The 20,384-nt window shown below is 60.9% G+C and carries 17 protein-coding genes and 1 pseudogene; 17 read left to right on the top strand and 1 reads right to left on the bottom strand.

From position 1 onward, the window contains the following. The first annotated feature begins 121 nt into the window (after positions 1–121). From ltnD to GA0061105_RS29700, 10 genes are all read left to right on the top strand, one after another. Positions 122–1,060, top strand: coding sequence for an L-threonate dehydrogenase (gene ltnD, locus GA0061105_RS29745; protein ID WP_092754752.1), 939 nt, complete (start codon positions 122–124; stop codon positions 1,058–1,060). 14 nt (positions 1,061–1,074) lie between these two features. After that, positions 1,075–1,848, top strand: a complete 774-nt coding sequence (otnI, locus tag GA0061105_RS29740; RefSeq protein WP_092754749.1) for a 2-oxo-tetronate isomerase — start codon at positions 1,075–1,077, stop codon at positions 1,846–1,848. A 3-nt stretch (positions 1,849–1,851) separates the two neighbouring features. Then, positions 1,852–3,129: a 3-oxo-tetronate kinase gene (otnK, locus tag GA0061105_RS29735; RefSeq protein WP_092754746.1), complete on the top strand. Its 1,278-nt coding sequence runs from the start codon at positions 1,852–1,854 to the stop codon at positions 3,127–3,129. 198 nt (positions 3,130–3,327) lie between these two features. Next, positions 3,328–4,164 carry a GNAT family N-acetyltransferase gene (locus tag GA0061105_RS29730; RefSeq protein WP_092754788.1) on the top strand — a complete coding sequence of 279 codons (837 nt, stop codon included), beginning with the start codon at positions 3,328–3,330 and terminating at the stop codon, positions 4,162–4,164. 13 nt (positions 4,165–4,177) lie between these two features. Beyond that, positions 4,178–5,554: an aspartate aminotransferase family protein gene (locus tag GA0061105_RS29725; protein WP_092754743.1), complete on the top strand. Its 1,377-nt coding sequence runs from the start codon at positions 4,178–4,180 to the stop codon at positions 5,552–5,554. A 220-nt stretch (positions 5,555–5,774) separates the two neighbouring features. Beyond that, positions 5,775–6,548, top strand: a complete 774-nt coding sequence (locus GA0061105_RS29720; RefSeq protein ID WP_092754740.1) for an HAD-IA family hydrolase — start codon at positions 5,775–5,777, stop codon at positions 6,546–6,548. A 1-nt stretch (position 6,549) separates the two neighbouring features. Next, positions 6,550–8,160 carry an ABC transporter substrate-binding protein gene (locus tag GA0061105_RS29715; RefSeq protein WP_092754737.1) on the top strand — a complete coding sequence of 537 codons (1,611 nt, stop codon included), beginning with the start codon at positions 6,550–6,552 and terminating at the stop codon, positions 8,158–8,160. A gap of 75 nt (positions 8,161–8,235) precedes the next feature. Continuing rightward, a complete protein-coding gene (locus tag GA0061105_RS29710) occupies positions 8,236–9,186 on the top strand; it encodes an ABC transporter permease (protein WP_064693146.1) in 951 nt (316 codons plus the stop codon). After that, positions 9,183–10,049, top strand: coding sequence for an ABC transporter permease (locus GA0061105_RS29705; RefSeq protein ID WP_064693147.1), 867 nt, complete (start codon positions 9,183–9,185; stop codon positions 10,047–10,049). The genes GA0061105_RS29710 and GA0061105_RS29705 overlap by 4 nt, the downstream gene beginning before the upstream one ends. Continuing rightward, the gene (locus GA0061105_RS29700) at positions 10,046–11,701 is read left to right on the top strand and encodes an ABC transporter ATP-binding protein (protein ID WP_092754734.1); all 1,656 of its coding nucleotides are present in this window, start codon (positions 10,046–10,048) and stop codon (positions 11,699–11,701) included. The genes GA0061105_RS29705 and GA0061105_RS29700 overlap by 4 nt, the downstream gene beginning before the upstream one ends. Positions 11,702–12,027: 326 nt before the next feature. Here GA0061105_RS29700 and GA0061105_RS29690 read toward each other — a convergent pair whose 3' ends face one another. Continuing rightward, positions 12,028–12,732, bottom strand: coding sequence for an aspartate/glutamate racemase family protein (locus tag GA0061105_RS29690; protein ID WP_092754785.1), 705 nt, complete (start codon positions 12,730–12,732; stop codon positions 12,028–12,030). 469 nt (positions 12,733–13,201) lie between these two features. Here GA0061105_RS29690 and GA0061105_RS29685 point away from each other — a divergent pair, with 469 nt between their 5' ends. The 7 genes and pseudogenes from GA0061105_RS29685 to GA0061105_RS29655 form a co-directional block, all read left to right on the top strand. After that, positions 13,202–14,524 (top strand): NAD(P)/FAD-dependent oxidoreductase, encoded by a 1,323-nt coding sequence (locus tag GA0061105_RS29685; RefSeq protein ID WP_092754729.1) that lies wholly within the window; start codon positions 13,202–13,204, stop codon positions 14,522–14,524. 53 nt (positions 14,525–14,577) lie between these two features. After that, positions 14,578–15,704 (top strand): annotated as a pseudogene (locus GA0061105_RS29680) (NAD(P)/FAD-dependent oxidoreductase). Beyond that, the gene (locus GA0061105_RS29675) at positions 15,685–15,987 is read left to right on the top strand and encodes a (2Fe-2S)-binding protein (protein WP_064693150.1); all 303 of its coding nucleotides are present in this window, start codon (positions 15,685–15,687) and stop codon (positions 15,985–15,987) included. Before GA0061105_RS29680 ends, GA0061105_RS29675 begins: the two are co-directional and overlap by 20 nt. After that, a complete protein-coding gene (locus tag GA0061105_RS29670; protein WP_092754726.1) occupies positions 15,984–17,504 on the top strand; it encodes an NAD(P)/FAD-dependent oxidoreductase in 1,521 nt (506 codons plus the stop codon). The genes GA0061105_RS29675 and GA0061105_RS29670 overlap by 4 nt, the downstream gene beginning before the upstream one ends. Before the next feature lie 303 nt (positions 17,505–17,807). Further along, positions 17,808–18,803, top strand: a complete 996-nt coding sequence (locus tag GA0061105_RS29665) for an ornithine cyclodeaminase family protein (RefSeq protein WP_092754723.1) — start codon at positions 17,808–17,810, stop codon at positions 18,801–18,803. Continuing rightward, on the top strand, positions 18,800–19,768 hold the full coding sequence (locus GA0061105_RS29660; protein WP_208601713.1) for a threonine/serine dehydratase family protein: 969 nt from the start codon (positions 18,800–18,802) through the stop codon (positions 19,766–19,768). The genes GA0061105_RS29665 and GA0061105_RS29660 overlap by 4 nt, the downstream gene beginning before the upstream one ends. Before the next feature lie 157 nt (positions 19,769–19,925). Next, a partial coding sequence (locus tag GA0061105_RS29655; RefSeq protein ID WP_141130250.1) for an aldehyde dehydrogenase family protein occupies positions 19,926–20,384 on the top strand: 459 nt, incomplete at its 3' end.

Below are 20,384 nucleotides of genomic sequence, written 5' to 3'. Positions count from 1 at the left end.
TTGGCAGCGCTGCCAATCCGCAGTTGGCAGCGCTGCCAAAAGGGAGTAGGAAAATGGCAGCGCTGCCAAACCCTCGCTGCAGATCTCAGGGCATGGCTCTTTCAGGACTGGAGAAACTCCCATGACACCTCTTGCCGAAAACTCCACCGTCATTGCGGCCGTCATCGGCCTTGGTTCAATGGGGCTCGGGATGGCCCGGTCGATGAAGCGCGCAGGGCTCGATGTCGTTGGATATGACATCACGCCGGCGGCGATTGACCGCTTCATCACCGAGGGCGGACGGGGTGCTGCGACCCCGGCCGGCGCGGCAAAGGATGCCGACATCGTCGTCTCCGTCGTCGTCAACGGGGCGCAGACCGAGGCGGTTCTGTTCGGCCCTGAAGGCGTTGCGAGCACGATGAAGGCAGGCGCCGTGTTCATCTCGTCGGCAACCATGGATCCCGCCGTCGCACGCAATCTGGCGCAAAGAGTAGAGGCTCTCGGTCTGCATTATCTCGACGCGCCGATTTCGGGGGGTGCAGCCAAGGCGGCGCTCGGCGAACTGACGATCATGGCATCCGGCTCCAGCCGGGCATTCGACAGGGCGCGCCCGGGTCTCGACGCCATGGCCGGCAAAGTCTACGAACTTGGCGACGCCGCCGGAACGGGCGCTGCCTTCAAGATGATCAACCAGCTTCTCGCCGGCGTGCACATCGCCGCAGCCTGCGAGGCCATCACCTTTGCCGCCAAGCAGGGCCTCGACCTCGACAGGGTCTATGAGGTGATCACCGCTTCGGCCGGCAATTCGTGGATGTTCGAAAACCGCGTGCCGCATGTGCTGGCCGGAGATTATACGCCGCTCAGCAGCATCGAGATTTTCGTCAAAGATCTCGGTATCGTCCAGGATATGGCGCGCTCCGAACGATATCCGGCACCGCTCGCGGCAGCGGCCCTGCAGATGTATCTGGCCGCCGCAGGCGCCGGCATGGGCCGGGACGACGACTCCTCGCTCGCGCGGCTCTATTCCAAACTTTCCGGCGCTGAATTGCCCGGTTCCAACAAAAAAGCGCAGAGCCTGTAAAAGGAACGCTAGACATGCCGGTTTTCGCCGCCAACCTGACGATGATGTTCAACGAATGGGCATTCCTCGACCGTTTCGACGCCGCAGCCGATGCCGGCTTTGCGGCCGTCGAATACCTCTTTCCCTACGAAGCCTCACCGGAAGCCATCGCCGAACGGCTCGCCCGCAACAATCTGCAGCAGGCCTTGTTCAACCTGCCGCCGGGCGACTGGGCAGCGGGCGAGCGTGGCATTGCCGCCGTTCCCGGACGGTTCGATGCGCTGAAGGCAGATGTCGACAAGGCACTGGACTACGCGGCAGCCACGGGGGTCGGACGGCTGCACCTGATGGCAGGCATCGCCGACCGCCACGACGACTCCTACTCCCGTTATCGGCGCTCCGTCACCTATACGGCCGAGCGGCTTGCGGAAAAGGGCATCGATCTCCTGCTCGAGCCGATCAACGGGCGAAACATGCCGGGATATTTCCTCAACGACTTCAACGCAGCCGAGCGGCTGATTGCCGAATGCGGCCTGCCGAACCTGAAACTCCAGTTCGACATCTATCACCGGCAGATCATCCATGGCGACGTCGTCATGGCCTTGCGGCGCCTGCTGCCGATCACCGGCCATATCCAGGTCGCCAGCGTGCCGTCACGCAACGAGCCGGATGGGGAGGAGCTGAACTATCCCTATCTGTTCGGCGAAATAGACCACCTGGGTTACGGCGGCTTCATCGGCTGCGAATATATCCCGCGTAGCCACACACTGGACGGTCTTGGCTGGTTCAAACCTTTTGCACGGAGCTAGACGATGGCTATTTCTCTCGGATCAATCGCTGACGACTACACGGGCGCCTCCGACCTCGCCAATACGCTGACGAAGAACGGTCTGCGCACGGTGCAGACGGTTGGCATCCCTGATCCATCGCTGGCACTGCCCAACGTGGATGCCGTTGTCGTCTCCCTGAAAATCCGCTCGGTCCCGGCCCCGGAGGCCGTCACAGCTGCTACCGAAGCTGAGCGATGGCTGCGCCAGCGGGGCGCGGGCCACGTGCTTTACAAGATCTGCTCGACTTTCGATTCCACCGATGCCGGCAATATCGGACCCGTCACCGAGGCCTTGTGCGATGCTGCCGGCGGCGGCAGCGTGCTGGTTACACCAGCCTTTCCGGAAACGGGGCGTACCGTCTATCTCGGCCATCTCTTCGTCGGCGGCCAGCCATTGAACGAAAGCCCGCTCAAAGACCACCCCCTGAACCCGATGCACGACGCCAATCTCGTGCGGGTTCTCACCCGCCAATCGCGCGGCGCCGTCGGCCTGATCGATCTGGCAGCCATAGCGGCCGGCCCTGCCGCCGTAAGGGCTCGTCTCGATGCGTTGCGCACGACAGGCGTGACCATGGCTATCGCCGACGCGATTTTCGAAAGGGATCTGGAAACGCTCGGCGAGCTCGCGCTCGAAGCGTCGGTATCCACCGGTGCGTCCGGTCTTGGCCTCGGCCTTGCCCGGGCGCTCGTCCGTTCCGGCCGCATATCCGGCAGCGCAACAGCTGAAGACGTCATTAGGCCTGTGGGCGGCCTTTCGGCGATCATTGCCGGCAGCTGTTCGAAGGCGACGCTACGCCAGCTCGAGGTCGCCGAACGGTCGATGCCGGTGCTGCGGCTTGATCCGGAGCGGCTGATATCAGGCCCGGATGAGATCGCCGCGGCGATTTCCTGGGCTGGAGACCGCATTTCCGCCGGTCCCGTTATCGTCGCCGCGAGTTCGGCGCCGGAGACCGTATCCCGGCTGCAATCGCAATATGGGCGAGAGGCCTCGGGCCACGCGATCGAGACCGCGACATCGATCATCGCGGCCGAACTGGTTGAAAGAGGCGTGCGGCGCCTCGTGGTCGCCGGCGGCGAAACCTCCGGAGCCGCCGTCGACAGGCTCGCCATCCCGGCATTTCTGATCGGCCCCGAGATTGCTCCGGGCGTGCCGGTGCTGCGTACGGTCGGCAATCAGAAGGGCGACATGCTTCTGGCTTTGAAATCAGGAAACTTCGGTGGCGACGACTTCTTTGCGGCAGCGCTAGCGATGATGCACTGACCTGCCCCGGCGAACGGAGCGATTTGACGCCGAGGCGATCTGACAGCATCCGGATAGAATGAATATAAATCGGCTCCAGCATAAGATGCGGTGGTCCGTCGCCGCAAAGCTATAAGATACTGCATCGACCGCGGCCTTCAGACGATCCGCCCGCCGGGGCTCCGGCAGACTTGCGGGCACGATATGAAGGACGGCCCGATGCAAACACGTCAGATCGAAATCGCCGCGTTCGGCCCCAACCATCTGGAAGCAGCCGTTGCGCTCTCCACACAGGCGGGCTGGCCGCATCGGCCGGAAGACTGGCAGATGGCGCTCGCCTTGAGCGAAGGATTGGTCGCAATCGAGGACGACAGGGTCGTCGGCACCGTCCTCGTCACACGGTATAAAGACGATTGCGCAACCATCAACATGGTCATCGTCGACGAGACCATGCGCGGCCGGGGCCTCGGCCGCAGGCTGATGGATGCTGCCTTGCGGATCGCAGGCGACAGGCCGCTGCGGCTGGTCGCGACAACGGCGGGCCTGCCGCTTTACCAAAGGCTCGGCTTCCATGAAACCGGGACCGTGCTCCAGCACCAGGGCCTTGCCGGAGAAATCGGCGCGCCCGCCGGCACGGACGCCGCCACAGCCGGCGATCTGCCGGCCATCATGGCGCTCGACCGCATTGCCTTCGGCGCCGATCGCGAAGGGCTGCTCTCCTACCTCGCAAGGGTCGGCGAATTCGCCGTCATTCGCCGCGACGGCAACATTTCGGGATTCGCATGCCTGCGTCCCTTCGGCCGAGGCGAGGTGATCGGACCCGTGGTCGCCGCGGATATCGAGGACGCCAAGAAACTCATCGAACACCACATTGCCGGTCGGCCAGGAAGGTTCCTCAGGGTGGACACGACTGCCGAGACCGGACTGTCCCCATGGCTCACCACACTGGGGCTCGCCCATGTCGGCGGTGGCATCGCCATGAGAAGGCCATCGGCCGGCGGCGTCGCCGCCCGGACCGCTATTACCTTTGCCCTCGCCAGCCAGGCACTCGGCTGATCCGGAGATCTCCATGTACAGCAACTCACTGATCGAACTCGATCGCGCCCACCTCATTCATCCCGTCGCATCCTATCGCAGCCATGAAAAGCATGGCGTGCGGGTGCTCACCTCAGCCAAGGGAGCGACGGTCACAGACGCCTCGGGCAAACAGCTGATCGACGGTTTCGCCGGTCTCTGGTGCGTCAACGCCGGTTATGGCCATGAGAGCATCGTCGAGGCAGCGGCCCGGCAGATGCGGGAGCTTCCCTATGCCACGGCCTATTTCGGACTTGGCTGCGAACCTGCGATCCGGCTCGCCGGCGAACTTGCCGACCGGGCGCCCGGCGATTTGAACCATGTCTATTTCACGCTCGGAGGCTCCGACGCGGTGGACAGCACGATCCGCTTTATCCGCTACTATTGGCATGCCCGAGGACGGCCGGAGCGCGATCAATTCATTTCGGTCGAACAAGGCTATCACGGCTCCTCGACGGCAGGGGCGGGCCTGACCGCCCTGCCGGCCTTTCATGCCGGCTTCGGCCTTCCTTTCGACTGGCAGCATAAAATTCCCTCTCACTACGCCTATCGCAACCCTGTCGGCGATAGTCCGCAGGCGATCATCGAGGCCTCGCTCGCCGCGCTGAAAAGCAAGGTCGAAGCGATCGGACCCGAACGCGTTGCCGCCTTCTACGTCGAACCGATCCAGGGTTCGGGCGGCGTGCTTGTGCCGCCAAAGGGATGGGTTAAAGCGATGCGCGAATTCTGCCGCGAGCGTGACATCCTTTTTGTCGCCGATGAGGTGATTACCGGCTTTGGCCGGACCGGGCCGCTTTTTGCCTGCAGCGAAGAAGGGGTCGTGCCCGATTTGATGACGACCGCCAAGGGCCTCACCTCCGGTTACGTCCCAATGGGCGCCGTCTTCATGGCCGATCACGTCTATGAAACGATTGCCGAGGGGGCTGGTGCCGCCGCGATTGGTCATGGCTACACCTATTCGGCCCATCCCGTCAGCGCCGCCGTCGGCCTCGAAGTCTTGAAGCTCTATGAAAACGGCCTTCTCGACAATGGCGTCAAGGCCGGCGCGCGGCTGATGCGGGGTCTGGGATCGCTGAGAGATCACCCGCTCGTCGGCGACGTCCGCGGTCGCGGCATGCTCGCCGCCATCGAGCTCGTGGTGGACAAAGCCAACAAGACGCCGCTGCCGGCGTCAGCCGAACCTGCCCGCCGGATCTTCGACCGCGCCTGGGAGAACGGCCTCGTCATCCGCGCGTTCGGCAATGGCGTGCTTGGCTACGCACCGCCGCTATGCTGCACCGAAACCGAGATCGATGCGATCGTCGAGCGCACGCGTTTGACGCTTGACGAGACGCTGGAGGACCCGGATGTGCGTCGGGCACTGCGGGCCTGAGAATACCGCCAAACGGTCAGATTCGGTATTTTCTGCCGCTTCATGGCGCTTTTTCGGAGAATCCGGCGCAGCGCAGGTGACAAACTGAAATGGACGAAAGACCCGGGCCACGGCAAATGCGGGCTTTTCATATAAGAGCGGGACAGCGATCCCGCCGGGAACGGAACATTCTTCTTTGAGAAACCGCGCTCCTGCCGGAGCCGAACACTGGGGAATTCGCGTGAGCAAGAGCCTTCCGGAATTCAAATACATGACCTTCGATGTCGTCGGCACGCTCATCGACTTCGAGGGCGGGCTGAAAGCCTGCCTTGCCCAGATCGCTGCCGAAACGGGAAATGAAATCGATGGCGAGCGGGCGCTCAGCCTTTATCGCGAGGCCCGCTACTCCGACGACGCCGACCTCTATCCCGACGACCTCGTGCGCGTCTACCTGGCGATCGCGCCGAAGCTCGGCCTGCCCGCCGATCGCCGATACGGCGAACGGCTGCGGGACTCGGCAAGGAGCTGGAGAGGCTTTGCAGACAGCGCCGCAGCACTGGCAGAGCTCGCGAAAGATTACCGGCTCATTGCAATGACCAATGCCCGCCGCTGGGCATTCGAATTCTTCGAGAAGGAGCTCGGCAATCCATTCCACGCGGCCTTCACCGCCGACGATACGGGGACCGAGAAACCCGATCCGGCCTTCTTCGAAAAGGTCTTCACCTACATCGCTTCGGAAGGGCATTCGAAGGATGATATCCTGCATGTCGCCCAGAGCCAGTATCACGATATCGGGGTGTCCAGAAAACTCGGGCTGGTCAATTGCTGGATCGAGCGGCGGCATGCCCAGAAGGGCTACGGCGGCACGATCGAGCCGGCCGAGTTCACCACACCCGATTATCATTTCACGTCGATGGCAGGCCTTGCAGAGGCCGTGGCCGCCGCGCGTCTGACTTTTAAAACCGGATCGGGCCTGTCCAGCAAGGCAGCCCGTCACAGAAGAAAAGGGGAATGAGATGAACGACAAGATCACCAATTGGACCAGATCCGACGACGCCATGATCGAAACCGCCATCCGCCGCGGTGCGACCCGTCGCGAATTGCTGCATATGATGCTCGCGGGCGGCGTTGCCATGTCCGCCGGCGGGCTTGTGCTCGGCCGCGCCGGCAAGGCGCTGGCCGCGACGCCCGTTGCCGGCGGAGCGCTCAAGGCAGCCGGCTGGTCATCCTCGACCGCCGATACGCTCGACCCTGCCAAGGCGTCGCTCTCCACCGACTATGTCCGCTGCTGTTCCTTCTATAACCGCCTCACTTTCCTCGACAAGAGCGGCACGCCGCAAATGGAGCTTGCTGAGGCGATCGAATCCAAGGATGCCAAGACCTGGACCGTCAAGCTGAAGAAGGGCGTCACTTTCCATGACGGCAAACCGCTGACGGCTGAAGACGTCGTCTTTTCGCTGAAGCGCCATCTCGACCCGTCGGTCGGTTCGAAGGTTGCGAAGATCGCCGCCCAGATGACCGGCTTCAAGGCTGTCGACAAGCAGACCGTCGAGATCACGCTTGCTGATCCGAATGCCGACCTGCCGACCATCCTGTCGATGCACCACTTCATGATCGTTGCCGACGGCACGACCGATTTCACCAAGGGCAACGGGACCGGCGCTTTCGTCAGGGAAGTTTTCGAGCCGGGCGTTCGTTCCGTCGGGATCAAGAACAAGAATTACTGGAAATCCGGCCCTAACGTCGATTCCTTCGAATACTTCGCCATCAGCGACGATAACGCCCGCGTCAACGCTCTGCTTTCCGGCGATATCCACCTCGCAGCCACGATCAATCCACGCACGATGCGCCTTGTCGAAGCCCAGGGTGACGGCTTTGTCCTGTCGAAGACGACCTCCGGCAGCTATACCAACCTCAACATGCGACTGGACATGGAACCCGGCAACAAGCGGGACTTCATCGAGGGCATGAAGTATCTCGTCAACCGCGAACAGATCGTCAAATCGGCGCTACGCGGTCTCGGCGAGATCGGCAACGACCAGCCGGTTTCCCCCGCCAACTTCTACCGCAACGCCGACCTGAAGCCGCGCGCCTTCGATCCGGACAAGGCGAAATTCCACTTCGACAAGGCTGGCGTCCTCGGTCAATCCATTCCCGTGATCGCCTCCGAGGCGGCAAACTCCTCCATCGACATGGCGATGATCATCCAGGCGTCAGGGGCCGAGATCGGTCTCAAGCTCGATGTTCAACGGGTTCCCTCCGACGGCTACTGGGACAATTATTGGCTGAAGGCGCCGATCCACTTCGGCAATATCAATCCGCGTCCGACGCCGGACATCCTGTTCTCACTGCTCTATTCGTCACAGGCTCCCTGGAACGAGAGCCAGTACAAGTCGGAAAAATTCGACAAAATGCTGATCGAAGCACGCGGCTCCCTCGATCAGGAGAAGCGCAAGGCGATCTACGACGAGATGCAGGCAATGATTGCCAATGAAGCCGGCACCATCATCCCGGCCTATCTCTCGAATGTCGACGCCACCACTGCCAAGCTCAAGGGTCTGGAGCCCAACCCGCTCGGCGGCCAGATGGGATATGCCTTCGCCGAATACGTCTGGCTTGAAGCCTGATAAAAACAAGGACCGGGGCTGCAGCTCAATCCCGGTCCTTTCGAAACCGACCGAGACCGCAAAGGGGAGCCACCCGTGAACAACCAGGTCTTATCCCTTGTACTGAGCAGATTGTTCGTCGCGGTGATCACATTGCTGATCGTCTCTTTCGCCGTCTTCTTCGCGACGACGCTCCTGCCGGGCGATACGGCGTCGATCCTGCTCGGCCAGGCCGCCACGCCGGAAGCCGTCGAAGGCCTGCGCAAGGCCATGCATCTCGACGAGCCGGCCCTCCTTCGGTTCCTGCGCTGGGTCGTCGGCCTTTTGCAGGGCGATCTCGGCACGTCCTATGCTAACGAAATGCCGGTCGCCGCCCTGATTGCCGGCCGTTTCGTCAATACGCTGAAACTTGCCGGCGTCACCGCGCTTTTCTCCGTGCCGATTGCGCTGACGCTCGGGATCACCGCGGCGATGCTGCGCGGCACCGTCTATGACCGGATCGTCACCGTAATCACCATCGGCGTCATCTCGGTGCCGGAATTCATGGTCGCGACCTCCGCCGCGCTCATCTTCGCCGTCTATCTGAAATGGCTGCCGGCGCTGTCCCTGGCCAATGAGGTCCACAGCCTGAGCGACCTGCTGCGCGTCTATGCCATGCCGGTGATCACGCTCACCTTCGTCGTCTCGGCCCAGATGATCCGGATGACGCGTGCAGCAGTGATCGAGACGCTCAACACACCCTATGTCGAGATGGCGCTGCTCAAGGGCGCCTCGAGGCCGCGCATCGTCTTCCGCCATGCACTGCCGAATGCACTCGGCCCGATCGTCAATGCCGTTGCGCTTTCGCTGTCCTATCTGCTCGGCGGCGTCATCATCGTCGAGACCATTTTCAACTATCCAGGCATCGCCAAGCTGATGCTGGATGCCGTAGCCACCCGCGACCTGCCGCTGATCCAGAGCTGCGCAATGATCTTCTGCCTTGGCTATCTGCTCCTGATCACCATCGCCGATATTGTCGCCATCCTTTCCAATCCGAGGCTCCGATGACCATGACCAGTTCCGAGACCACTTCCGACCGGCTCCCCGGAAACCGGTTTGGTTATCGCTTCAATCTTGTCGGAGCGATCGGCCTGACCGTCATCCTCGCTTGGGCGCTCGTCGCGATCTTCGCCCCGTTGATTATCCCCTATCCCGTCGGCGAAATTGTCGATCTCGATTATTTCGGCCCGATGAGTCGGGAGCTCTGGTTCGGCTCCGACTATCTCGGCCGAGATATGCTGTCGCGGATTTTGATGGGCGCGCGTTATACGGTCGGCATCTCGCTTGCGGCAGTCACGATCGCCTGTTTCAGCGGTGTGGTGCTCGGCATGATCGCTGCGGTCGTCGGCGGTTGGCTCGACACGATCCTCAGCCGCTTCCTCGATGCCATGAATTCCATTCCGAGCAAGCTTTTCGGTCTGGTGGTGGTCGCCGCTGTCGGCTCTTCGATCCCGGTTCTGATCCTGACGCTGTCGGTGATCTACATCCCTGGCTCCTATCGCTTCGCCCGGGCGCTCGCCGTCAACATCAATGCGATGGATTTCATCACCGTCGCGCGCATTCGCGGCGAGAGTACCCTCTATCTCATTCGCTCGGAGATCCTGCCCAACATCGTCGGGCCGGTGCTTGCCGATCTCGGTATCCGCTTCGTCTTCATCGTTCTGCTGCTCTCCGGGCTTTCGTTTCTGGGCCTTGGCGTCCAGCCGCCCTATGCCGACTGGGGAGCGCTCGTGCGCGAGAATATTGGCGGCCTGCCATTCGGCGCGCCAGCGGTGATGTTCCCCTCACTTGCCATCGCCAGCCTCACGATCAGCGTCAACCTGCTGATCGACAACCTGCCGCAGAAGATTCGCGACCGGAGCCCGTCATGAGCAATTTCATCGAAATCCGTGACCTGAAGGTCGAAGCCACCACCGATTCCGGCCGGCGCGTCGAGATTATCAAAGGAGTCAGCCTTGATATCGCCGAGGGTGAGATCGTTGCGCTGATCGGCGAGAGCGGCTCGGGCAAGACGACGATCGCCCTGACGCTCATGGGCCATACCCGTGCGGGCTGCCGCATCTCCGGCGGCAGCGTTTCGGTCGGCGGCAAGGACATGGTCACCCTCAGCGAAAAGCAGCGCGCCAAGGTGCGCGGCACGCAAGTTGCCTATGTGCCGCAATCGGCCGCCGCCGCTTTCAACCCGGCCACATCGATCATGGACCAGGTGATCGAGGTCACCCGCATTCATCAGCTGATGTCGCCTGAAGATGCGCGTGCCCGGGCAATCGAGCTTTTCCGGGCGCTTTCCCTCCCGGAACCCGAGACGATCGGCAGCCGGTACCCGCACCAGGTTTCCGGCGGGCAGCTGCAACGTCTGGCAGCCGCCATGGCGCTGATCGGGGATCCCACTCTCGTCATCTTCGACGAGCCGACGACGGCGCTCGACGTAACGACCCAGATCGAAGTTCTGCGCGCTTTCAAATCGGTGATGAAAAAGGGTGGCATATCGGGCGTTTATGTCTCGCACGACCTCGCCGTCGTCGCCCAGATCGCCGACCGCATCGTCGTCCTCAAAGGCGGAGAAACCCAGGAAACCGGCACGACCGAAGAGATCCTGAACAATGCGAAGCACCCGTATACCAGAGAGCTGCTCGCAGCCTTCGAGCCGAAATCACGCGCCGCGGCAGCCTCCGTCGAGCGCGCGGCAGCCCCACTTCTGAGGATTGAAGATCTCATCGCCGGCTATGGACAGCGGCAAGCCGACGGCCTTCCGATCGTTCGTGCCGTCGAGCATGTGAGCCTGAAGGTAGAAAAAGGTCGCAATCTCGGCATCATTGGAGAATCCGGTTGCGGCAAGTCGACGCTCGCCCGCACCATCGCCGGCATCCTGCCGGCGGCAGTCGGCAAGATCGTCTTCGATGGCACGGAACTGCGACGCAGTGCTCGCGAGCGCACCCGTGATCAGTTGCGCGAGATGCAGATCGTCTTCCAATACGCCGATACGGCGCTCAATCCGGCAAAATCCGTCGAAGACATCCTCGCCAGGCCACTGGTATTTTACCACCGCATGGATCGGCAGGCGCGAAACGCCCGGATCGACCAACTCCTCGACATGGTGCGCCTTCCCCGCAATCTGCGCCACCGCAGGCCGGGGGAACTGTCGGGCGGCCAGAAGCAGCGCGTCAACTTCGCCCGGGCGCTCGCCGCCGACCCGAAGCTGATCCTCTGCGATGAGATCACCTCGGCGCTCGATACCGTGGTCGCTGCCGCCGTCATCGATCTCCTCAAGGAACTGCAGCGCGAACTCGGCCTCTCCTACATCTTCATCAGCCACGACCTGTCGGTGGTCGAAGCAATCTGCGACGAGATCGTCGTCATGTATGGTGGCCGAAAAGTCGAAGAAATCACGCCCGCCAAGGTGAAGGCGCCGCAGCATCCCTATTCGCAGCTGCTCTTCTCGTCGGTACCAACCCTCGATCCGGCCTGGCTTGACGGACTCAAGCAGGATCCGGAACTGGTGCGGGCATATTGTCGGCGCTGAGCCACAGGCGATGAGGCGGCTTGCAGGACTGCCTTTCTCAGCCGATCCCGCGCGACCTGAGGCTCGAAGCCTTCTTTGTCACCGCTTTGCGATGAGGCTCGCACAGCATCGAGACGGCCGGTTCGAACTGCTGAACCGCGAAGACAAAGTTTTTCCGGGTTAGCTTGAGCATCCTGTAGGAGCAGGCTTCCGTCAGGGCGAAGGGGATGGCGACGGGCACAACCAAAGGCATGCTCGAGCCGATCAGGTGGCGACCGCCACCTCGAGGTGTGGTAGCTCCAGTCTGCTCCATCGGCTCCGAATGGACAACCTCCCGAAAGCTCACATCAACTGTGCGCACTTTCCTGAACGCGGGAGCGCGCCTTTAGTGCGCAGGATATGTGCAGCACGCCAAGCTCGGGGCTGGTAAGGACCGGCAACGATGCCTGGTGCGTATCATTTAGAGCATTTGCCATTGATGCTTGAGCAAGAACAACCACATCGACATCGCCCACGAGCGAAGCGAGGCCTTCCCGTACCATAGCGTCGTGCGCCGCCCTGTCGCCGTGTCGCAATTTATCAAACGCCCCTTCACAAAGACGACCTGTTACAGAAATCCTACGACCTGTCCTTTCAGCATGCCGTTCAATTAGGCGGGTTGTCGGGTTCATTGTTGTAGCCAGAGTTGCAAGGACACCAATTCGGTTCCCGCGCTGGATCGCCTCAATCGCCATGCCATCATCTATACGGAAGAGGGGTATGGGGCAGAGCGGCATTGCCGCATCCACGGCAGGACCGAGCGAAGAACAGGTGACGAGCACCGCCGAGGCTCCTGCATCCACCGCCGACCAAATGTGTGTCGCAAGCCGCCGCATAGTTTGAGGTGACAGCGCGCCTTCGCGAATGGTGTTCCCGAGCAGGCTCTCATCTAACATGTTGAATGAGCGCCAACCGATCAGATGCAGACCAACGAGTTCGTTGAATGCGGGAATGATCCCGGGGACCGTATGGATCATGGCAAGCGCAGGGGACTCATTAATTTCCGATGGCATGGCTAGGATCTCAAATTTTCGATTGTGCGCGCTCGTCCGCAACCCATACATGAGCTCGATCACGGCATCTGCCGTGCTACCGCTGTAATCTACCTCATCAAGCTCGGCAGTTTTGACTGTCGTGCCGCCGGACACGGAACGTTCCGCCGCGCCTACATTTTCATTTGATGCATGCTGCTTGCCCTCCTCTGGTAGCTTCACCTGAGCGCACTTCGAGGACATTCCATGGCACCAATCTTTGATCAGTCTGGCCCCGCCCATCGGCCATATCATCGGCAACCAGATCCCCTGGGCCGAAGATATCATCGACATGTATTGCCCATCGGACGCTAAGGCCTGGTGCTTCCAGGCCTGCTCAAACCGTCGTTTCACGTCGATGCGATAGCCGTCATTGCCCAAGATGCTTCTGACGGAGGGGCAGCAAACCTTACTGTAGGTCGGCCGCCAAAAATAAATTCAGGTCAATCCAATGTCTCCAATCGTCAAACGCATACAGAACAATCAAGAGCTTCCTGCCAAGGCTGATGTCGTCGTCATCGGCGGCGGCATCATTGGTGCAACGGCTGCTTTCTTCCTTGCCGAGCGGGGATTGTCTGTAGCCTTGGTCGAAAAGGGCCATGTCGGCTGCGAGCAGTCGAGCCGCAATTGGGGTTGGTGCCGCCAGCAGAACCGGGATGAGCGCGAGCTGCCTCTCTCCGGTGTCGCCCTGCGGATATGGGGTGAGTTTGAGTCCAAAATCGGAGAGGACGTCGGCTTCCGTCGATGCGGTCTGCTTTATGCTACGGACAATCCGCGGCAACTGGCGGAATGGGAAGCATGGGGTGATACGGCCCGCCAATTCAACGTCAACACCAAGATGCTGAGCGCCAAGGAAGCGGCTACCGCAATTCCAGCGAACGGCCGTCGATGGCTCGGAGGAGTTCATTCAATCGACGACGGCAAGGGCGAGCCTGCTATCGCCGCGCCAACGATCGCGAACGGCGCCCGCAAACTTGGAGCGACGATCCACCAGCAATGCGCTGCACTGGCCCTTGATATCATCAATGGCGCCGTCGCTGGGGTCATCACCGAAAAAGGGACCATTCGCACACAAGCGGTTCTTTGTGCCGGCGGTGCCTGGACCTCGATGTTTTGTCGCCAGCACGGAGTTCTGTTTCCACAGGCAAGCGTGCGCCAGACGGCACTTCGAACGCAGCCCACAGCGAATCTGGGTGAGGCAATCTATACACCGGAGTGTGCGTTGACCCGCCGGTTGGATGGCAGCTACACGCTTGCGATCAGCGGCAGGGCGATGCTCGACATCACCCCGCAAGGCATTCGCTACGCCCGCTGGTTCATGCCGATGTTTATGAAGCGTCTGAAAGCGGTGCAGTTCGGCATCGGCAAATCCTTCCTCCAGGGTCCGGAGGCATTGGGAAGCTTGAACAAGAGCAAACCGACGGCCTTCGAGCGGATCCGCGTTCTGGACCCTGCGCCGAGCCGCCGCACCATCGCGGCCATTCTTGACCGAGTCAGGGAGCAATTTCCTGCATTGGCGGGCGCCGAAATTGCCGACAGTTGGGGGGCGTACGTGGATTTCACGCCGGACGCGGTGCCGGTCATCTCCCCGGCCGACGGTATGAGAGGTCTCTATCTGGCCGCGGGCTGCTCTGGCCATGGCTTCGGCCTCGGGCCGGGCATCGGCCGTCTGGCGGCCGACTTGGTTGCCAATGATACACCATGTGTTGACCCCACCCCGTTCCGCCTCTCGCGCCTTCTTGATGGTTCGAAAGTCAAAGTCGGAGCAATCTGATCGTGGAGCCAGCAGACGGCCCTTGGGGTGACGCGCCGAGGGAAGCGAGCAGAATGGAATACGACGTAATCGTCATCGGCGGCGGGCTGGTGGGCATATCGATTGCTTGGGGTCTATCAAGGTGCGGGGAAAGGGTTGCAGTCGTCGACGAAGCGATCTGGCAAACCGGGCTGGCCGGGCTAATTTCGGACTCGTGTGGAGCTCAAGCAAGGGGCTCGGGAACGCGGCCTACTCCCGCTGGTCGCGAACCTCGACCGCGAACTGGCACCAGCTCGCAGCCGAGCTGAAGGCCGACACTGGCATTGACACCGGCTTTGTCCAGTCGGGCGGCTTCTCAATTCGGCTCACGCCAACGGAACTGGAACGCGGGATTGCATCGATGGCAAAGCTCGCCTGCCAACCCGGTATGGACGCCGAGGGAACGCCGCCGCTGGAATATGAGGTACTCGATCAAGCGGAGACGCGCCGCCGCCTGCCTCTCATCGGCGAGTCGGTAGCAGGCGCAATTTTCAGCCCGCTCGACGGTCACGCAAACGCGCTGCGGCTGTTCGCGGCCTTTCACAAGGCAGCGCAGCAGCGCGGCGTTCATTATCTGCCCGGTCGAAAAACTACTGCGATCCGCCATCGCGCCGGCGCGTTCGAACTGGCCGGAGACGGGTGGAGGCTCGGTGCCGGCAAGATCGTGCTTGCAGCGGGCATCGGCAACACGGCCCTCGCTCCAATGGTCGGGCTGAACGTTCCGCTCTCACCCAGCCGTGGCCAGATCATCGTCACCGAGCGACTGAAGCCCTTTCTCAGCCATGCTACCGGCCATCTGCGGCAGACAGATGAGGGCTCTGTAATGATCGGCGAGAGCAAGGAGGCGACGATCGATCATCAGCGACCCCGAGGATCGATAACCGCAGTTATGGCCGAGCGCGCCCTACGCACCTTCCCCTTGCTCAGGGACGCCAAGGCGGTGCGCGTCTGGGCCGCGTTCCGCGTGGTCACCCCGGACGGTTACCCGATTTACGAGCAATCCGAGACATTTCCAGGCGCGTTTTCATGCGCCTGCCATTCCGGCGTGACACTGGCGGCAAACCACGCGCTGGTGCTGCCGCAGCAAATTTCAGCCGGTGCGCTCTCTGATGATCTTTGCGCATTCCATTCCCGGAGGTTTCATGTTTCGGCGGCTGTCTGACAGAAAAGAGCGTTCGGTCCCATTCGTATTCAACGGCGTGCCGACCAGGGCCCGCGAGGGCGACAGCGTTGCCGCCGCACTGTTGGCCGCGGGAAATGGCAGCACGCGTCGCAGCCCGGTTTCCGGCGCCGCCCGTGGTCCCTACTGCATGATGGGAGTGTGCTTCGAGTGCCTCGTCAAAATCGATGGGCGGCCAAACCGGCAGGGTTGCATGACCACCGTTGCGGAAGGAATGCGGATCGAGACGCAGGATGGCGCCGCCATGCCGGGGCAGGAAGAATGATTAGAAACATTCAGTCTGCCACCGATCTCGCGCCTGCCTATGACCTCGTCGTCGTTGGCGCGGGCCCTGCCGGCCTCTCGGCAGCCATCGAAGCCTCGATCCATGGTCTCGCGGTATTGCTCGCCGATGAAAACGAATCCCCTGGCGGGCAGATTTATCGGTCGGTCGAGCATGCATCAGATGCCGACCTTGCCGGCATGGGGCCGGACTACGCTGCCGGACGGACGCTCATCGAGCGGTTTCGGCAAGGGAACTTGAGCTACGCCCCCCGTGCGACTGTATGGAGCGTCGGGCCTGCTGATGAAGAAGTATTTGACGGCGCGCATCCGCTCGAGGTCGGGATTTCGCTCGGCGGAATTGCTCGACCGATCGCCGCCCATCGGGTGATCCTCGCAACAGGCGCGCTCGAGCGCCCGTTCCCGTTCCCAGGGTGGACCATGCCGGGCGTCATGACGGCGGGAGCGGCGCAGATATTGATGAAGTCGTCAGGTCTCGTGCCGTCCGGACGGACCATCCTCGCCGGAACCGGGCCGCTGCTGTACTTAGTGGCAAGCCAACTTCTCCGGGCTGGCGTGTCCGTGGTGGCAGTCGTCGATACCACGCCGGTGGAGAACTGGCGCTGGGCCCTGCCTCACATGTTTGCCTTTGCCACGTCGCCCTATGCAGTCAAGGGCCTGAAGCTCCTCTTGGACGTTCGCCGTCGAGCCCATGTCATCCGCAGCGTGACGGCGATCGAGGCAGTAGGTTCCCGACAATTCAGCGCCTTAAAGGTTCGTCGCGGCGTTAAATCCCTGCAAATTGAAGGCGACCTGCTTCTTCTGCACCAAGGGATCGCGCCGAACCTCAATCTAGCGCTCGCAGCCGGGTGCGACTACGGGTGGGACGAGCACCTGGCCACCTTCCGCCCGACCGTCGACCTTTGCGGCGCAAGCTCGGTTCAGAGCGTTTCGATCGCGGGTGATGCGGCAGGAATCGTCGGGGCGGCTGCCGCAGCTCTGCAGGGAGAGCTCGCGGGCATAAGTGCGGCGCTCAAGCTCAATCGCATCGGCCAAGGCTGCTACCAACAGCGTCGGAACCGACTCGCGCGAAAGCTTGCTCGTGCCCTCCGAGGCAGGACGTTCATCGAGCGTCGATTCCGGCCGGACAAGACGTTTCGCGTGCCGGAAGACGGCGGCACCATTGTCTGCCGCTGCGAGGAAATTACAGCCGGCAAGCTGCGTGAGATTGCGGCGCTCGGCGTGCCCGGCCCGAACCAAATGAAGGCGTTCACACGATGCGGAATGGGACCATGTCAGGGGCGGCTGTGCGGACTGACCGCGGTCGAACTGCTGGCGCAATGCCGTGGCCAGTCGCCCGGCGAGGCCGGCTACTATCGGCTGCGGCCGCCCATAAAACCGGTGACGCTGGACGAGCTAGCCGCTTGGCCGCACACGGATGCAGCCATCGTCGCTGTCGCCGGTTTCCTAGAACGCGACGTCGATGGCGCGCAGGACACAATCCATAGGAGCCACCAATGAAACATGCTCACAAGTTCTATTTCGACGGTGAGTGGATCGGACCCTGCGCCTCGAAAAGGCTCATCGATTCCTCGCATAGTTTCCCGCGCATCGTTCGGACGCCTGCTGGCCGAATTCGCAATAGTCACACCTAAGTACGAAAGGCGCCGCACTCTCTGCCCAAAGCTGAGTGCAATATAAAACAATCTGCTTGAGGTCGCCGCGCACGCGGCCAATAAAACCAGCGCTCGGCGATTATGATGATCGCGGAATTAGGCGGGATGATCGAAGCGTTCGTTGACTCAAGAAATAGAGAGCTGGTGCATGAAAACGCTGCTGCTTAAAAAGGACGAGGTCAGTCGGCTGATCAGCGTGACGGAAGTCATCGCTGCCGTGGAAGAGGCGTATAAGGCCTTTAGCAGTGATCAGGTGGAACAACCTGACTATATGGGGATAGATCTCCCGTCGCCTCGTGGGGAAATCGACTTTAAGCTCGGCTACTACAAAGCCAATGAAATTATTTCGATGAAAGCCTCTTCCGGCGGGTTCATTGATAACCCGACTGCACACGGAGTGCCAAATGGCATGGCGACAATTTCCCTGTTCGACGCCAGGAGCGGTGCCTTGATCTGCGTTATGGACGGAAGCTTGATTCTTGGTCTCAGAACGGGGGCCTCTGGAGCCGTCTCAGTCAAAGCACTGGCGAGGAAGAACGCCACGGTGGTCGCATCGATCGGCACTGGCAATCAAGCAAGAATGCAGATCCGCTCGATCAACGAGATCATGAAGATCGAGGAGCTCCACGCCTGGGATAATAATCCGGACACGCTCTTCAAGTACAAGACGGATATTGAAAGCGAGCTTGGCATTCCTGTCACAGTGGCGAAATCCAAAGAGGATGCCGTTCGCCAGGCCGATATCCTTGTTACAACGACCCGCGGAAAAGGTTCGCTTGTGGAAGCGGATTGGATCAGGCCCGGCACGCATATTGTTGCGATCGGCACTGATCAACAAGGCAAACAAGAATTGGATCCAGAGATATTCAGGAACGCTAAGCTGGTCGTCGACTCGATTGCGCAGTGCACCGAGAAGGGGGAAACTTGGCATCCCCTGAACAAAAATATCATCACCAAAGACGACATTCATGGTGAAATCGGCGAGATACTGCTCGGAAGGAAACCTGGGCGAGAAAGTGATGACGAAATCACGATTTTCGACTCCACGGGGATGGCCATCCAAGACAACACGACGGCCAGCAAAATTTATCATAACGCCATAGCCAATAACGTCGGGACCTTCTTTCAGTTTTTCGAGCAATGACCATGCGCAATTACCCCACCATTGACGACATCCGTGAAGCTCAAGAGCGGCTAAAACCGCACGTCAGACACACGCCCCTATTGCGTGCGGACAAGATCGAGAAAGCAGTTGGTTGTCAGCTCTATCTCAAGGCGGAAACCCTGCAGATTACTGGCGCGTTCAAGATCCGCGGCGCCCTGAACAAGGCTCTCTCGCTCTCCCGAGAAGAGATTGCAAACGGGATCATCGCGACCTCGTCGGGCAACCATGCCCAAGGGCTTGCTTATGCCGCCAGGATGCTGGGTGTAAAAGCGATTTTGGTCCTTCCGGTCACCACACCCAAGATCAAAATCGAAAACACGAAAGCTCTCGGGGCGGAGGTTATTCTTTTCGACGGCGATACCGCCGCCAGATGGCAAAGGGTGTACGAAATCGCCGAAGAAAACAGCTACGCGGCTGTTCACGCCTTTGAGGACCCCATCGTAATGGCCGGTCAGGGAACGATCGGTTGTGAAATACTGCAGGATCTGGACGATGTGGATACCGTCATCGTTCCCGTAGGCGGCGGCGGTCTGATATCGGGAATCGCTACCGCAATAAAGGAATCGAAACCATCGGTGCGCGTTATCGGGGCAGAGCCTGCCTTGACGCCGAAATATTTTCACAGCCGCAAAAACAAGGAGCGCACAACGCTTCCGTTAAAGAATACGATTGCTGATGGCTTGAGAATAAGTGTTCCGGGGCAAAATCCGTACCCGATTATCGAAAAGTATGTCGACGAGATTGTTCTTGTTGAAGACGAACACATCATTGTCGGAATGCGCGCTCTTGCCAAGGATGCAAAATTGATCGCGGAACCAGCCGCTTCCATCGGAATAGGAGCCCTGTTGGCAGGCAGCATACACCTGAAGCCAGATGAGAAAGTGTGTGCGGTCTTGTCTGGCGGGAATTGGGATCTAAGCGATCTTGCCGAGATTTACAATTAGCGCTGTGTTCGGTTCAGCTTCGGTCAATGCGCCACCCGGTCGCCGTTGAAGGTCTGCGATCACCCTCTACGCAAATACAAGCTGTCCGACAGGGCGGTGCGAATCGCGTGTTTCATTCAGCAGGGACGGCAGACCAAACCACACATGGGAGCCACCAATGAAACACGCCCACAGGTTCTATATCGACGGTGAGTGGAGCGAGCCCTCGGTTTCGAAAACACTTGAGGTCATCGATCCCTCGACCGAGCAGCCGATGGGCACGATCGCACTCGGCAGTGCCCCCGACGCGGAAAAGGCGGTCGCGGCCGCGCGGCGAGCCTTTGACTCCTTCTCGCGGACTTCCAAGGAAGAGCGCGTCGAACTGCTGACGCGCATTGTAACGATCCTGAAGCGCCGCAATGACGAGCTCGGCGACATTATCTCGCGGGAAATGGGCGCGCCCCTCGCCATGGCCCGGGCCGAGCAGGCCGGCATCGGCGCTACCCATTTCGAACAGACGCTCAAGGCCTTCGAGACCTTTGCTTTCGACTACATGCAGGGGACCACCTGCATCAAGCACGAGCCGATCGGGGTTGTCGCGATGATCACGCCGTGGAACTGGCCGATCAACCAGATC

Origin of the sequence: Rhizobium aethiopicum (genome assembly GCF_900094625.1) — a bacterium.
Lineage (GTDB): Bacteria > Pseudomonadota > Alphaproteobacteria > Rhizobiales > Rhizobiaceae > Rhizobium > Rhizobium aethiopicum.
Note: the sequence above shows the minus strand (reverse complement) of the source record. Positions and strands in the feature narration are given on the sequence as shown.

What these genes read in the sequence shown, in the direction of transcription:
- GA0061105_RS29715 (WP_092754737.1), top strand. Translation starts at nt 6,550, where the DNA reads ATGAACGACAAGATCACCAATTGGACCAGATCCGACGACGCCATGATC.
- GA0061105_RS29665 (WP_092754723.1), top strand. Translation starts at nt 17,808, where the DNA reads ATGAAAACGCTGCTGCTTAAAAAGGACGAGGTCAGTCGGCTGATCAGC.
- GA0061105_RS29705 (WP_064693147.1), top strand. Translation starts at nt 9,183, where the DNA reads ATGACCATGACCAGTTCCGAGACCACTTCCGACCGGCTCCCCGGAAAC.
- ltnD (WP_092754752.1), top strand. Translation starts at nt 122, where the DNA reads ATGACACCTCTTGCCGAAAACTCCACCGTCATTGCGGCCGTCATCGGC.
- GA0061105_RS29685 (WP_092754729.1), top strand. Translation starts at nt 13,202, where the DNA reads ATGTCTCCAATCGTCAAACGCATACAGAACAATCAAGAGCTTCCTGCC.
- otnK (WP_092754746.1), top strand. Translation starts at nt 1,852, where the DNA reads ATGGCTATTTCTCTCGGATCAATCGCTGACGACTACACGGGCGCCTCC.
- GA0061105_RS29670 (WP_092754726.1), top strand. Translation starts at nt 15,984, where the DNA reads ATGATTAGAAACATTCAGTCTGCCACCGATCTCGCGCCTGCCTATGAC.
- GA0061105_RS29660 (WP_208601713.1), top strand. Translation starts at nt 18,800, where the DNA reads ATGACCATGCGCAATTACCCCACCATTGACGACATCCGTGAAGCTCAA.
- GA0061105_RS29725 (WP_092754743.1), top strand. Translation starts at nt 4,178, where the DNA reads ATGTACAGCAACTCACTGATCGAACTCGATCGCGCCCACCTCATTCAT.
- GA0061105_RS29730 (WP_092754788.1), top strand. Translation starts at nt 3,328, where the DNA reads ATGCAAACACGTCAGATCGAAATCGCCGCGTTCGGCCCCAACCATCTG.
- GA0061105_RS29675 (WP_064693150.1), top strand. Translation starts at nt 15,685, where the DNA reads ATGTTTCGGCGGCTGTCTGACAGAAAAGAGCGTTCGGTCCCATTCGTA.
- GA0061105_RS29690 (WP_092754785.1), bottom strand. Translation starts at nt 12,732, where the DNA reads ATGCCATCGGAAATTAATGAGTCCCCTGCGCTTGCCATGATCCATACG.
- otnI (WP_092754749.1), top strand. Translation starts at nt 1,075, where the DNA reads ATGCCGGTTTTCGCCGCCAACCTGACGATGATGTTCAACGAATGGGCA.
- GA0061105_RS29700 (WP_092754734.1), top strand. Translation starts at nt 10,046, where the DNA reads ATGAGCAATTTCATCGAAATCCGTGACCTGAAGGTCGAAGCCACCACC.